A 14,485-nucleotide genomic window follows, 5' to 3' on the forward strand; every position below is an offset into this window, starting at 1 on the left:
GGCCGAGGTCCCCGAGGGTGGCATTGATCCATGCGGCGCCCATACTCGGGGGCATGACCGCGTACCGGCCCCCGGGTGACCCACGCCGCGACGGCTACGACGCCGTCGTGCTCGCGGGCGGTGCGGCCCGGCGGCTCGGCGGCGCCGACAAGCCCGGTGTGCTCGTCGGCGGACGGGCGCTGCTGGACCGGGTACTGGCGGCGTGCGCCGACGCGGCCACCACCGTGGTCGTCGCCGGTGCCCGGCCCACCGCGCGCCCCGTGGTCTGGGCCCGGGAGGAGCCGCCCGGCGCCGGACCTGTGGCCGCGCTCGAAGCGGGCCTGAAGCGGACCACCGCCGCGGACGCCGTCGTACTCTCCGCCGACCTGCCGTTCCTCACCGAGCGGACGGTACGACGGCTGCTGGACGCCCTCCGGGCGAGCGGCGCCGAAGGGGCGGTGCTCACCGACCCCGAGGGGCGTGATCAGCCCCTTGTCGCCGCCTACCGCACAGCGGCACTGCGCCGCGAGCTGGCACGGCTCACCACCGAGCACACCGGTCTCACCGGCCTTCCGCTGCGGCGCCTGGTCGCCGGGCTGGACCTCACCCGTATCTCCGACCCCGTCGCGTCCTTCGACTGCGACACCTGGGACGACATCGCCACCGCCCGATCACGGATCAGGGAGCATGGGCACGTGTTGGATGAATGGATTTCCGCAGTCAAGGACGAACTGGGCATCGACCTCGACGTCGACACCGGCGTCCTCCTCGACCTGGCCCGAGACGCCGCGCACGGGGTCGCCCGCCCCGCGGCCCCGCTGACGACGTTCCTCGTCGGCTACGCCGCCGCGCAGGCGAAGGGCGGCCCCGAGGCGGTCGCCGAAGCCGCCCGAAAGGCCGCCGCGCTGGCCCTGCGGTGGGCCGACGAGGACACCGCCGAGGACAGGCCGGGCGCCGGATGACCGGGCGGGGCGCCGAGGGACACCTGGACACCGAGGAACGCGACGTGGAGGAGGCGCTGGCCGTGGCCAACGAGAGCGGCGAGCCGAGCCGTCCGCAGGCACGCCCCGCCCGTTCACCGCAGGACCAGCACGACCGGGACCTCGAAGAGGCCCTCGCCCTCGTCCGGGACCCGGATCCGCGCGCCCCAGAGCCCGGGCCGCCCGCTGCCGGTCCCGAGGCGCGTACGTCCGAGCCCGGTCCGCGCACAACGCGGCACCCCGGCACCCAGGACCGCCCGGCGGGCACCGACGCCTCCGCCCCACCCCCTCCCGGCACCACGCCAAGCCGTGGCCCGAGGCCCGTGCCGTCGCCGAGCGCGCCGCCCGCTCCGCTCCGCGCCGCCCAGCCCTGGACGTGCCCCTCGACGCGGCACTCGGCCTGGTTCTCGCCGCGCCGCTCACCGCCCTCACCGACCTCCCCTCCTTCGACACCTCCGCCATGGACGGCTGGGCGGTCGCCGGTCCCGGCCCCTGGGACGTGCGGGAGCACGGGGTCCTTGCCGGGCACGCCGAGCCGGCGCCCCTCGGCGACGGCGAGGCCGTGCGGATCGCCACCGGTGCCCGCATCCCGCCGGACACCACCGCCGTCCTGCGCACCGAGCACGGCCGCACCGACGACAAGGGACGGCTGCACGCCACCCGAGAACTCGAGCAGGGTCAGGACATCCGGCCGCGCGGCCAGGAGTGCCGCGTCGGCGAGCACCTGCTCCCCCCGGGCACCCACGTCACCCCCGCCGTCCTCGGACTCGCAGCCGCCGCCGGTTACGACACCCTGTGCACGCTGCCCCGGCCGCGCGCCGAAGTCCTGGTGCTGGGCGACGAGCTGCTCACCGAGGGCCTGCCCAGGGACGGGCTGATCCGGGACGCGCTCGGGCCGATGCTGCCGCCGTGGCTGCGCGCACTCGGCGCCGATGTGACGGCCGTCCGCAGGCTCGGCGACGACGCCGATGCCCTGCATGAGGCCGTGACGTCCTCGACGGCAGACCTGATCGTCACCACGGGCGGCACCGCTGCGGGCCCCGTCGACCACGTCCACCCCACCCTGCGACGTGTCGGCGCCGAACTCCTCGTCGACGGCGTACAGGTCCGCCCGGGTCACCCCATGCTCCTCGCGCGGATCCAGGACGGCCGGCACCTCGTCGGTCTGCCCGGAAACCCCCTCGCAGCCGTCTCCGGCCTGCTCACACTCGCCGAGCCGCTGCTGCGAACCCTCTCCGGCCGCATGGCACCGGAGCCGTACACGCTGCCCCTGAAGGACTCCGCTCACGGTCACCCGCACGACACGCGGCTCATCCCCGTCGTCCTACGTGCCGACCAGGCCGTGCCGCTGCACTACCACGGCCCCGCCATGCTGCGCGGCATCGCCGCCGCGGACGCCCTCGCGGTGGTGCCGCCCGGTGGCGCGGAACCCGGCCAGGAAGTGGAACTGCTCGACCTGCCCTGGGCGTTGGCGGGGTGAGCTCGCTCTGGGTGAGCTCACCTCGGGCTGATCCAGAGCGGGGAGTGTTTCACGTGAAACATTGAGGCCGGGATGCCGTCGGGCGCCCGCGCGGGGAGTCGGCGGGGCCCATCCGTGAGGAGTAGCGTCCCCCTCATGTACGCGATCACGATTCCTGAACCCGGTGGGCCCGAGGCGTTGGTGTGGGCCCAGGTCCCCGATCCCGTACCCGCCGAGGGCGAAGTGCTGGTCGACGTGGTGGCCGGCGCCGTCAACCGGGCCGATCTCCTCCAGCGGCAGGGCTTCTACAACCCGCCGCCCGGGGCATCCCCGTACCCCGGGCTCGAGTGCTCCGGGCGGATCGCCGCGCTCGGCCCCGGTGTCTCCGGGTGGGCCGTCGGCGACGAGGTGTGCGCGCTGCTCGCGGGCGGCGGATACGCCGAGAAGGTGGCCGTGCCGGCCGGTCAGCTGCTGCCCGTGCCCGAGGGGCTCGATCTGCGGAACGCCGCCGCGCTGCCCGAGGTGACCTGCACGGTCTGGTCGAACGTGTTCATGGTCGCCCATCTGCGCCCGGGCGAGACGCTGCTCGTGCACGGCGGCTCCAGCGGCATCGGCACGATGGCGATCCAGCTGGCCAAGGCGGTGGGCGCGCGGGTCGCGGTCACGGCAGGCACCAAGGCGAAGCTGGACTACTGCGCCGAGCTGGGCGCGGACGTGCTGATCAACTACCGCGAACAGGACTTCGTGGAGGAGATCCGGCAGGCCACGGCGGGGGCGGGTGCCGACGTCATCCTCGACAACATGGGTGCGAAGTACCTGGACCGCAACGTTCAAGCGCTCGCGGTGAACGGGCGTCTCGCGATCATCGGTCTGCAGGGCGGGGTGAAGGGCGAGCTGAACATCAACACCCTGCTGCGCAAGCAGGCGGCGATCACCGCGACCTCTCTGCGGGCGAGGCCGCTCGGGGAGAAGGCGGCGATCGTGGCGGCGGTGCGGGAGCACGTGTGGCCGCTGATCACCTCAGGGGACGTGCGCCCGATCGTCGACCGTGAGGTCCCGATGAGCGACGCGGCCGAAGCCCACCGGGTGCTAGAGGAGAGCGGGCACATCGGGAAGGTACTGCTGGTGGCGCCGTAGGCGTGGTCGTCCGGGGCGATGGTGGCGCCGTGGGGGCCCCGGTCGTGTGGGGGTGGGGGCGGCCCCGGGGTCATTCGCGACGCAGGCGCAGGGCGAGGAGGGCGAGCGCCAGGCCGAGGCCCATGAGGACCAGGCCGCTGCCGAGTGGAAGGATCTGGGACACGGGCTGCGAGGCGGAGGTCTCCCGGGCGGAGCCGGCGGCGCCGTGCGAGGGGCTGGGCGAGGCTTCCGCGGGGTCGGCCGCATCGAGGGACGGCTCCGTGCCGGTGGTCGGGTCTGCGGTGTCGCGGTCTGTCGGGTCCGGTGTCTGCTCCGGCGGTGACGGCGGGTCCTGGTCCGTGTAGGTCGGCTCGTCGTCCTCGTCCGGCGGTTCCGGATCCGGCCGTCCGGGCCGCACCCTTCCCTCGCCGGCCCAATTGCCGGCCCGGGAGGAGTCGGGCGAGGGATCGGCGGAGTCCGGATCGTCGGCGGGGCGTCCGGCGGTGGATGACTGCGCGGGGTCCTGGCGCCGGTGGGGGCGGTGGGGATTGTCGTGGCGCTGCGGCGAGGCGTGTCCCTCCGGCCCGGTGTGGTCCTGTGGCTTCTCGTGGCTCTGCGGTGTGTCTTCGTCGTGGGACCGATCGTAACCGTGGGGCTTCTCGGGTCCGGACTGGGTTGTGCGGGCGGGTGGGGTGGACGCGGTGGGCGCGGGCGTGGGCCCGCGCGTCGGTATCGCGGATGCCGTGTGCAGGGGAGCGGCAGTGTCGTCGGCCGCCGTGCCGAACGCCGGGCCCTTCGCTGCGGGGGCGTCGGCCGCCGGGTCGGACCTGGCGGGGACGGCGGTGGCTGTGCGCCCAGGGGAGGCGGTGTGGGCCCGCGGTGCCGAGAGGGTGTGCGTGGCGGCGGATGCGCGGGTCGGCGGAGCCGAGGGGGTGTCCTCCGGGGCGGAGGCGCGGGTCGGCGGAGCCGAGGCGGTGTGCGCGGTGTCCGTGGGCGGGGCTATGGACTCGTGGGCCGGATAGGCGATTCGGGTGACGTACGTGCGGTGGAAGGGGCTCCTGGCCCCGGCCTGACGCACGGCGCCCGTGGTGTGCGAGGCGGCACGTATGCCGTACGCGGGCCGGAGCCCCTCCGCGGACGCGAGGGCGCAGGCGGATATGCCGTACAGACCGCAGACGGCCGTGGTGGTGAGCACCGGTGGCAGGACGGCCGCGCGGAGCGTGCGGAACCTGGACGGCGGACGAGGCCATGGAGTCACGCGAGTGACCCCCTCCCGTTACTCGGGTGGCAAGATCAACGGCACCAGCGTCACACGGACCCCGGTGTCCGGCATCTCGGCCGTGCGCCCTACGCCGTACGCCATACGTCGCCCGGCGCGCCCCCGCTGCACTGACGCGAGGCACGGAGGCCGAACTGTCGGTTGTGGGGTGGATCACTCCCCGTACCGGGCAACCTGGCTGATGAGGTGTGTCGGTGCGAGAGAATGGCGGCATGGAGATGCCGAGGAACGAACGGTCGTCGGAGAACGCCCAGAAGATCTTGGTCGTGGGCCAGGACGGGATGGCTCTCGGCGGCACCGGAGACGACGACTCCCGCGAGGTCCCGGTGACCGAACAGGTGGAGCAGCCCGCGAAGGTCATGCGCATCGGCAGCATGATCAAGCAGCTGCTGGAGGAGGTGCGCGCCGCTCCTCTGGACGAGGCCAGCCGGCAGCGTCTGAAGGAGATCCACGCCAGCTCGGTGAAGGAGCTGGAGGACGGTCTCGCCCCCGAACTCGTCGAGGAGCTCGAGCGGCTCTCCCTGCCCTTCACGGACGAGGTGATCCCGAGCGACGCGGAACTGCGCATCGCGCAGGCGCAGTTGGTGGGCTGGCTGGAGGGCCTCTTCCACGGGATCCAGACCACCCTGTTCGCCCAGCAGATGGCGGCACGCGCCCAGCTGGAACAGATGCGCCGCGCCCTTCCCCCGGGAGTGGGCTCCCCCGACGGCGAGGAGGACCGCCGCGCCGGCGGCCGGTCGGGCGGCCCGTACCTGTGACGCGGACCGTGCGAGGGGCCCGGCACCGTGAGGGTGCCGGGCCCCTGCCGTCGCATCAGAAGCGGCTCACGCCGGGTCGCCCGTCGACACCGTGAGTTCGATCACGGGCATCTTCTTCGGGTTGGCGTCCGTACCGGCCGTCGGGGACTGGCTCATGACCGTGTCCTGGCCGTAGGTGTTCTCGTCCTCGTGCGTGATCTCGTACTTCCAGCCCGCTGCCTGGAAGCACGCTTCGACCGACGTGAAATTCTTGAAGGAGAAGTCGGGCACCCGGATCTTCTTCGGATCGACGTAGGACGTCTCCGGCTCCGTGCACCTCGTCGTCTCGATCGTCTTCGTCGTGTCCGGGCCCCTGTGGCCCGCGACCACGGTCGGGGGCGTGCTCGTACCGCCGTCACCCCCGTCGGCCTCGTCCCCGCTGCTGTTGTTGTGCAGCAACAGTGAGGTCAGCAGGCCGACTATCACGACCAGGGCGACCACGACCGAGCCGATGACCACGGCCTGGTTGCCCTTCTGGCCGCCCGTGGCGGGCGTCTGCGGGGTGAGGTGGTACGGCGGCGGGGTCGCCGCGGACTGCTGCGGCGCGAACCCGGCGTTCTGCGGGGGCGTCTGGTAGCCGCCCTGCTGGGGGTAGCCGTAGGGGGGCGACGGGACCGGACCGCCGTACGGGCCGGGCTGGTACGGCGTCTGCACGGGCCCCACGGGGGCCGCCGCCGACTGGCCGACCGGCGGGAAGACCGCGGAGCTGACGCCGGCGCCGCTCGGGGTCTGCGCGCCCGGCACGATGCTCGGCGCGGCGGCCGTGAGCGACGCGGCCACCCGAAGGCACTCGTCCCGCATCGCCTCGGCGTTCGGGAAGCGTTCGTTCGGGTTCTTCTTGAGCGCGCGGGCGACCAGCGCGTCCACCGCCGGTGGCAGTGAACGGTTGATCGAGGACGGAGCCCCCGGCTCCTCCTGCACATGCGCGTACGCGATCGCGAGCGGTGAATCCGCCTCGAACGGCAGCCGCCCGGTGACCAGTTGGAACAGCATGATCCCGACCGAGTACAGGTCGGACCGCGCGTCCACGGCCCGGCCGAGGGCCTGCTCCGGGGACAGGTACTGCGGAGTGCCGACCACCATGCCCGTCTGGGTCATCGAGGTGACGCCGGACTGCATGGCACGGGCGATGCCGAAGTCCATGACTTTGACGACGTTGCGCTTCGTCATCATCACATTGCCCGGCTTGATGTCCCGATGGACCAGCCCCATCTCGTGGCTGATCTCCAGGGCGGCCAGCACATCAGCGGTGATCTTCAGCGCCTTGTCGGCCGGCATCGCGCCGTACTGCCGGATGTCCGCGTCGAGGACCGAGCCGAGCGGCTTGCCCTCGATGTACTCCATGACGATGTACGGGGTCGTCGTCCCCGCCAGCTCGTCCTCGCCGGTGTCGAAGACCGAGACGATGTTCGTGTGCGTGAGTTTGGCCACGGCCTGCGCCTCGCGGCGGAAACGCTCCCGGAAGGCCTGCTCGCGTCCCAGTTCGGTGTGGAGTGTCTTGATCGCGACCTGGCGGTCGAGGACCGAGTCGTACGCCAGGTGCACCGAGGCCATACCGCCCTCGCCGAGCAAGTCGCGCAGCTGGTAGCGGCCGCCGGCGAGCGCGCGCCCCGCGTACCGGCCGTGTGCGCCGTCCTGGCTCATGTTCTGCGTCCCCCATCGGCGCGGCGGCAGCGGCTGCTGGTGCTCCCGCGGCCGTGATCGATATCCGTGTTGTCGACGATCGACAGCTACTGCTCCGTGATCGACTGGTCCATTCCCGGCCAAGTCTGCCCCAGGGCAAGGACACGTCAAGCTCGGTGCCCGTTCCGTGACCGTACGCGAAAGAAGCGTCGCGGAAGCGTTACAGGGGTTGTCCGGCCGGCACACGAAATTTGCACGTGGGACCCGGTACAGGGTTGGATGGCCGGTCCATCTCGAATCCATCTCGGACCGGTGCCTTGCGCGGAGCCTGTAGCGTGGCCCGTCGGAGACCGTAACAACCACCGCGCAGACCGCGGGCAGAAACGACGGCGAGGACCGATGGCACAGACGCAGCGCGCCCAGGGCCCGTCCGACCCCGAGGCGACTGGCGGCGGGATGTCGGACGCGCCGGAAACCTGGGGCAACGGCGGACTTGTCGGGGACGGCCGGTACCGGCTGACCCGCAGGCTCGGCCGGGGCGGCATGGCCGAGGTGTTCGCGGCCGAGGACGTGCGCCTCGGCCGCACGGTCGCGGTCAAGCTGCTCCGTTCCGACCTCGCCGAGGACCCGGTCTCCAAGGCGCGTTTCACGCGCGAGGCCCAGTCGGTGGCCGGGCTCAACCATCACGCGATCGTCGCCGTGTACGACTCCGGCGAGGACTTCGTGGGCGGCCAGTCGGTGCCGTACATCGTGATGGAGCTGGTGGAGGGCCGTACGATCCGCGACCTGCTGCTCAACGCCGAGGCGCCCGGCCCCGAGCAGGCCCTGATCATCGTCTCGGGCGTCCTGGAGGCGCTCGCCTACTCGCACCAGCACGGCATCGTGCACCGCGACATCAAGCCGGCCAACGTCATCATCACCAACAACGGCGCCGTGAAGGTGATGGACTTCGGCATCGCGCGCGCCCTGCACGGGGCGTCCACGACCATGACGCAGACCGGCATGGTGATGGGCACCCCGCAGTACCTCTCCCCGGAGCAGGCGCTCGGCAAGGCCGTGGACCACCGCTCCGATCTGTACGCGACGGGCTGTCTGCTGTACGAACTGCTGTCCCTGCGGCCGCCCTTCGTGGGTGAGACGCCGTTGTCCGTGGTCTACCAGCATGTGCAGGACATCCCGGTGCCGCCCTCCCAGGTCTCGGAGGGGGCGTCGCCGCCGGAGCTGGACGGGCTCGTGATGCGCTCCCTCGCCAAGGAGCCGGACGACCGGTTCCAGACCGCCGAGGAGATGCGCGGGCTGGTCCAGTACGCGCTGCAGATGCTCTACGACCAGGGCGGCCACACCGGCACCTGGAACACCGGCCCGGTGGGTGTGCACGACGGCCGGCACACCCCGGCCGCGGGCCTCGCCGGCACGGCGGTGCTGCCGCATCCGGGCGAGTCGGGCACCGCGCAGATCCCGCAGTCGATCCTGCCCACGGGATACGGCTCCGGGGACGACGGCGGTTTCGAGGGACACGGCAACAAGGGCAGCGGGCGCGGCAAGCTGTGGGTCCTCGCCGTGCTCGCGGTCATCGCGATCGCGGCGGGCGTCGCACTTGCGCTGCAGCACAAGGGGGACGGCGGCGGTACCGGGCCGACGACGTCGCCGACCGTCACGAAGTCGCACGAGGAGACGCAGTCCAGCCAGACGCCGACGGACGAGGAGACCGCCACCACTCCGGGCGACGACTCGGACACGAGCGGCGACTCGAACTGGTCGCCCTCGTCCCGGCCGTCACAGAGCTACAGCCAGAAGCCGCCGGTCGAGCCCTCGGCGACGCCGTCGCAGACGAGCGAGCAGCCGACCGAGTCGGCACCTTCGCAGGAGCAGCCGTCCTCCACGTCCACGGACGGCGGGGGCGGCGGCTCCACCCCTCCGGCCGGCTCGACGAACGGCGGCGACACCTCGGGTGGGAGCCAGGGGCCCTGACGCCCCGCGGTGAAGCGTCCTCCACGCGCGCGTGGCCCGGAGACGGGCTCCACGCGCGCGTGGCCTTTTCCGGCCGTGCCGAGGTCGTTGCCCAAGGCTTGCGCCAGCTCGCGCTCCGGCGCTTGTAACCGGTCGTGCTCCATGCGTTACCAGGCGCGTGCCCACGATCATGTCCCTCCGGTCGTGCTCACGGGGTGGACCCGCGTACGACACCCGTGTCACTCCAGATGACGTCTTCCCGTGCTCCGGGCGGGCGGGATAACGTGCCGTTGTTCCGGCCCCCTGCAAGGCTGTGACCAGCACCTGTTCCCGACTGACTCGATTTACTTGGATTTCCAAGCAAAATCCCAGGTCAGGAGGGGTTTCACAGAAATGTGGCGCGCTGGGTAACGTGCCCCTTGCAGGGTGCTCGCCGGGGCACCTTCCACGTCTGTTCGGACGAGCCGCACCCACCCCGTGCGTCCGTGCGTTGCAGGCGGAGCCGCTCCCACCGGCCCGAACGGGCCGAGGGGAACCCAGGCACCCGGCGAACCCGGGGGCCGGACCGACGGAGGAGCACACGTGACCGTGGAGAGCACTGCCGCGCGCAAGCCGCGACGCAGCGCCGGAAGCAAGGCCGGCACCACCGGCACCAAGCGCACCACCAGCAACACGCCCAAGAAGGACAGCGACCCCGACCTCGTCCAGTTGCTGACGCCCGAGGGCACGCGGGTCGCGAACCCCGAGTACGACCGGTACGTCGAGGACATCACGCCGCAGCAGCTGCGCGGGCTGTACCGGGACATGGTGCTGACCCGCCGCTTCGACGCCGAGGCCACGTCCCTGCAGCGCCAGGGCGAGCTGGGCCTGTGGGCCTCGCTGCTCGGCCAGGAGGCCGCCCAGATCGGTTCCGGCCGGGCCCTGCGCGACGACGACTACGTCTTCCCGACCTACCGTGAGCACGGCGTCGCCTGGTGCCGCGGCGTGGACCCGACCAACCTGCTCGGCATGTTCCGCGGTGTGAACAACGGCGGCTGGGACCCGAACAGCAACAACTTCCACCTCTACACGATCGTCATCGGCTCGCAGACGCTGCACGCCACCGGCTACGCCATGGGCGTGGCCAAGGACGGCGCCGACTCGGCCGTGATCGCGTACTTCGGTGACGGCGCCTCCAGCCAGGGCGACGTGGCGGAGTCGTTCACGTTCGCGGCGGTCTACAACGCCCCGGTGGTGTTCTTCTGCCAGAACAACCAGTGGGCGATCTCCGAGCCCACCGAGAAGCAGACCCGGGTGCCGCTGTACCAGCGTGCGCAGGGTTTCGGCTTCCCCGGGGTGCGGGTGGACGGCAACGACGTGCTGGGCTGCCTCGCGGTGACCAAGTGGGCGCTGGAGCGGGCGCGCAACGGCGAGGGCCCGACCCTGGTGGAGGCGTTCACCTACCGCATGGGTGCCCACACCACCTCCGACGACCCGACCCGCTACCGCCTCGACGACGAGCGGGCCGCCTGGGAGGCGAAGGACCCGATCGCCCGTCTGCGCGCCTACCTCGAGGCATCGAACCACGCGGACGAGGGGTTCTTCGCGGAACTCGAGGCGGAGAGCGAGACGTTGGGAAGGCGGGTGCGTGAAGCGGTCCGTGCCATGCCGGATCCGGACCACTTCGCCATCTTCGAGCACGCGTACGCGGACGGGCATGCGCTCGTCGACGAGGAGCGGGCCCAGTTCGCCGCCTATCAGGCGTCGTTCGCGGACGTAGAAGGGGGACGGTGACATGGCCGAGAAGATGGCGATCGCCAAGGCGATCAACGAGTCGCTGCGCAAGGCCCTGGAGTCGGACCCCAAGGTCCTGGTGATGGGCGAGGACGTCGGCAAGCTCGGCGGTGTCTTCCGTGTGACGGACGGCCTGCAGAAGGACTTCGGCGAGGAGCGGGTGATCGACACCCCGCTCGCGGAGTCGGGCATCGTCGGCACGGCGATCGGTCTCGCGCTGCGCGGGTACCGGCCGGTGGCGGAGATCCAGTTCGACGGGTTCGTCTTCCCGGCCTACGACCAGATCGTCACCCAGCTGGCGAAGATGCACGCCCGCTCGCTGGGCAAGGTCAAGCTGCCGGTCGTCATCCGCATCCCCTACGGCGGCGGCATCGGGGCGGTGGAGCACCACAGCGAGTCCCCGGAGGCGCTGTTCGCGCACGTGGCGGGCCTGAAGGTCGTCTCTCCGTCCAGCGCCTCGGACGCGTACTGGATGATGCAGCAGGCGATCCAGAGCGACGACCCGGTGATCTTCTTCGAGCCGAAGCGGCGCTACTGGGACAAGTCCGAGGTCAACACGGAGGCGATCCCGGGTCCGCTGCACAAGGCGCGCGTGGTGCGCGAGGGCACGGACCTGACCCTGGCCGCCTACGGCCCGATGGTGAAGGTGTGCCAGGAGGCCGCCGCGGCCGCGCAGGAGGAGGGCAGGTCGCTGGAGGTGCTGGACCTCCGGTCGGTCTCCCCGCTCGACTTCGACTCCATCCAGACGTCGGTGGAGAAGACCCGCCGTCTGGTCGTGGTGCACGAGGCGCCGGTGTTCTTCGGTTCGGGCGCGGAGATCGCCGCTCGCATCACGGAGCGGTGCTTCTACCACCTGGAGGCGCCCGTGCTGAGGGTCGGCGGCTACCACGCGCCGTATCCGCCGGCGCGGCTGGAGGAGGAGTACCTGCCGGGCCTTGACCGGGTGCTGGACGCCGTCGACCGCGCCCTGGCGTACTGAGGAGAGGGTCGTGACGACGATGACAGACGCGTCCGTGCGCGAGTTCAAGATGCCCGACGTGGGCGAGGGGCTCACCGAGGCAGAGATCCTCAAGTGGTACGTCCAGCCGGGTGACACGGTCACCGACGGGCAGGTCGTGTGCGAGGTTGAGACGGCGAAGGCGGCCGTGGAGCTGCCGATCCCGTACGACGGGGTGGTCCGCGAGCTGCACTTCCCCGAGGGCACCACGGTGGACGTAGGCACGCCGATCATCGCGGTGGACGTGACGGGCGGCGCTCCCGCCGAGGAGGCGCAGGCGCCCGTCGAGAAGGCGGCGGAGGAGAAGCCCGCGGCGAAGGAGAACCGGCAGGAGGGCCGCAAGCCGGTCCTCGTCGGTTACGGCGTCGCCGAGTCCTCCACCCGGCGCCGCCCCCGCAAGGCGCCCGCGGCGGCGGTCGAGGAGACCGTCTCCGTGGTCCAGGGCGACCTGAACGGGCACGGCAAGCAGGCCCGTCCGCTGGCGAAGCCGCCGGTGCGCAAGCTGGCGAAGGACCTGGGCGTCGACCTGGCGACGGTACGGCCGTCGGGCCCGGACGGGATCATCACGCGCGAGGACGTGCAGGCGGCGGTGGCCTCCGCACCGGTCCCCGAGGCCCCTGCGGCCCCGGTGGTCCCGGTGACGCCCGCACGCGTCGAGGCGCCGGCGCCGGTGGTGACGTACGACAGCGGGCGGGAGACCCGTATCCCGGTCAAGGGCGTCCGCAAGGCCACCGCGCAGGCGATGGTCGGCTCGGCGTTCACCGCCCCGCACGTCACGGAGTTCGTGACCGTCGACGTCACCCGCACGATGAAGCTGGTCGAGGAGCTCAAGCAGGACAAGGACTTCCAGGGTCTGCGTGTCAATCCCCTGCTGCTGATCGCCAAAGCCCTGCTGGTCGCCATCAAGCGGAACCCGGACATCAACGCGTCCTGGGACGAGGCCAACCAGGAGATCGTGCGCAAGCACTACGTGAACCTGGGCATCGCCGCGGCCACCCCGCGCGGTCTGATCGTGCCGAACATCAAGGACGCGCACGACAAGACCCTCCCCCAACTGGCCGAGGCCCTGGGCGAGCTGGTGGCCACGGCCCGGGAGGGCAGGACGAGTCCCGCGGCAATGCAGGGCGGCACGATGACGATCACGAACGTCGGCGTCTTCGGCGTCGACACCGGCACGCCGATCCTCAACCCGGGCGAGTCCGCGATCCTCGCGGTCGGCGCGATCAAGCTCCAGCCGTGGGTCCACAAGGGCAAGGTCAAGCCCCGCCAGGTCACCACCCTGGCCCTGAGCTTCGACCACCGCCTGGTCGACGGCGAACTGGGCTCGAAGGTCCTCGCGGACGTCGCCGCGATCCTGGAACAGCCGAAGCGGCTGATCACCTGGGCGTAGCGCAGGACGACATGCCCATGGCGAAGGGGGTCTGCCGCTGACCAGCAGCGGCAGACCCCCTCGGCGTGTGGCGGGTGTCAGCCGAGCCTGGCGAAGCCGTAGTTCAGCAGCTTCGTGGCGTCGGTGGCGCGCTGGTTGATCGAGGACGAGGCGAGGACCGTGCCGATGACCGTCTTGCCGTTGCGGGTGGCGGCGAAGACGAGGCAGTACTTGGCCTCGGGGCCGGAGCCGGTCTTCACGCCGATCGCGCCGCTGTAGCTGCTGAGCAGCGTGTTGGTGTTGGTCCACGGCGCCATGGTGCGGACGGTGCCGTACTTGGTGATGGTCTTCGCCGTGTACGACTTGGTCTTCACGATCGTGCGGAACGTGGAGTTCTTCATCGCGCTGCTCGCGATCTTCGTCAGATCGCGCGGCGTCGAGTAGTTGTTGCCGTTGCCGATGCCGTCGAACGAATCGAAGTGCGTGTTCCTTAGGCCGAGGCTCGTGGCGGCGCTGTTCATCTTGCCGATGAACGACTTCACGCGCGCCGCACGCGTCGTGCCGGAACCGAACTTGTCGGCGAGCGCGTAGGCCGCGTCACAGCCGGAGGGGAGCATCAGCCCGTACAGCAGCTGACGGACGGTGACCTTGTCGCCGACGATCAGGTGCGCCTGGGAGGCGTTGTTGGCGACCACGTAGTCGCTGTACGCCTTCTGGATCGTCACCTTGGCGTCGAGGTTGAGGTTCGGCTGTGCGAGCACCACCTTCGCGGTCATGATCTTGGTGGTGGATCCGGTGGAACGCCTGGTGTCCGCGGCCTTCGTGTACAGCGTCGCGCCGTTCGCGTTGTTCATCGCGTAGCCGCCCGCGGCCACGATCGAGGGCGTGGTGACGGCCTGAGCGGGCACCGCGGTGAGGGCTCCGGTGGTGAGCACGGCTCCGGTGGTGACCACTGCCGCGACTGCCCTGCGAACTCGCGTGCCCTTAATGCCGGTAGTCAAAGTTGAACGCTCCGATTGCGTCTCTGATGCCTCTGAATGCATCCAAATGCCCCTGGAGTGCGGCCAGATGACGAGGCCGCCTTCTCGTGAGACTCGTAGGTGGCACAAAAGGATGTGCGGCTGCCCGGGTGAAATGCGAGACCCGTGTGCCGGGTCCACATG

10 protein-coding genes and 1 pseudogene are annotated in these 14,485 nt (G+C 71.4%); 8 read left to right on the top strand and 3 right to left on the bottom strand.

The window, feature by feature from the left end:
* The first annotated feature begins 53 nt into the window (after positions 1–53).
* The 3 genes and pseudogenes from N8I84_RS21120 (at position 54) to N8I84_RS21130 (ending at position 3,555) form a co-directional block, all read left to right on the top strand.
* Positions 54–941 carry a molybdenum cofactor guanylyltransferase gene (locus N8I84_RS21120; RefSeq protein ID WP_263230951.1) on the top strand — a complete coding sequence of 296 codons (888 nt, stop codon included), beginning with the start codon at positions 54–56 and terminating at the stop codon, positions 939–941.
* Positions 938–2,439: pseudogene (locus N8I84_RS21125) on the top strand (molybdopterin molybdotransferase MoeA). The gene N8I84_RS21120 and the pseudogene N8I84_RS21125 overlap by 4 nt, the downstream one beginning before the upstream one ends.
* A gap of 135 nt (positions 2,440–2,574) precedes the next feature.
* Entirely contained in the window at positions 2,575–3,555 is a 981-nt protein-coding gene (locus tag N8I84_RS21130; RefSeq protein ID WP_263230952.1) for an NAD(P)H-quinone oxidoreductase, read from the top strand.
* A gap of 70 nt (positions 3,556–3,625) precedes the next feature.
* Here N8I84_RS21130 and N8I84_RS21135 read toward each other — a convergent pair whose 3' ends face one another.
* Positions 3,626–4,792 carry a hypothetical protein gene (locus N8I84_RS21135; RefSeq protein ID WP_263230953.1) on the bottom strand — a complete coding sequence of 389 codons (1,167 nt, stop codon included), beginning with the start codon at positions 4,790–4,792 and terminating at the stop codon, positions 3,626–3,628.
* Between the two features lie 233 nt (positions 4,793–5,025).
* Between N8I84_RS21135 and N8I84_RS21140 the strand changes: the two genes are divergently transcribed.
* Positions 5,026–5,571, top strand: coding sequence for a bacterial proteasome activator family protein (locus N8I84_RS21140; protein WP_263230954.1), 546 nt, complete (start codon positions 5,026–5,028; stop codon positions 5,569–5,571).
* A 66-nt stretch (positions 5,572–5,637) separates the two neighbouring features.
* On the opposite strand, the gene N8I84_RS21145 is transcribed toward N8I84_RS21140, so the two are convergent.
* Positions 5,638–7,254: a protein kinase domain-containing protein gene (locus N8I84_RS21145; RefSeq protein WP_263230955.1), complete on the bottom strand. Its 1,617-nt coding sequence runs from the start codon at positions 7,252–7,254 to the stop codon at positions 5,638–5,640.
* Positions 7,255–7,632: 378 nt separating this feature from the next.
* On the opposite strand from N8I84_RS21145, the gene N8I84_RS21150 reads away from it, so the two are divergent.
* The 4 genes from N8I84_RS21150 to N8I84_RS21165 all read left to right on the top strand — a co-directional run bounded on the left by N8I84_RS21150 (position 7,633) and on the right by N8I84_RS21165 (position 13,343).
* The gene (locus N8I84_RS21150; protein ID WP_263230956.1) at positions 7,633–9,204 is read left to right on the top strand and encodes a protein kinase domain-containing protein; all 1,572 of its coding nucleotides are present in this window, start codon (positions 7,633–7,635) and stop codon (positions 9,202–9,204) included.
* 561 nt (positions 9,205–9,765) lie between these two features.
* The gene (pdhA, locus tag N8I84_RS21155; protein ID WP_263230957.1) at positions 9,766–10,956 is read left to right on the top strand and encodes a pyruvate dehydrogenase (acetyl-transferring) E1 component subunit alpha; all 1,191 of its coding nucleotides are present in this window, start codon (positions 9,766–9,768) and stop codon (positions 10,954–10,956) included.
* A gap of 1 nt (position 10,957) precedes the next feature.
* Positions 10,958–11,935, top strand: coding sequence for an alpha-ketoacid dehydrogenase subunit beta (locus tag N8I84_RS21160; protein ID WP_263230958.1), 978 nt, complete (start codon positions 10,958–10,960; stop codon positions 11,933–11,935).
* Between the two features lie 10 nt (positions 11,936–11,945).
* Positions 11,946–13,343 (top strand): dihydrolipoamide acetyltransferase family protein, encoded by a 1,398-nt coding sequence (locus N8I84_RS21165; RefSeq protein ID WP_263230959.1) that lies wholly within the window; start codon positions 11,946–11,948, stop codon positions 13,341–13,343.
* A gap of 77 nt (positions 13,344–13,420) precedes the next feature.
* Here N8I84_RS21165 and N8I84_RS21170 read toward each other — a convergent pair whose 3' ends face one another.
* Entirely contained in the window at positions 13,421–14,323 is a 903-nt protein-coding gene (locus tag N8I84_RS21170; protein WP_263230960.1) for a D-alanyl-D-alanine carboxypeptidase family protein, read from the bottom strand.
* Positions 14,324–14,485 lie beyond the last annotated feature (162 nt).

Origin of the sequence: Streptomyces cynarae, assembly GCF_025642135.1 — a bacterium.
GTDB classification, from domain to species: Bacteria; Actinomycetota; Actinomycetes; order Streptomycetales; family Streptomycetaceae; genus Streptomyces; species Streptomyces cynarae.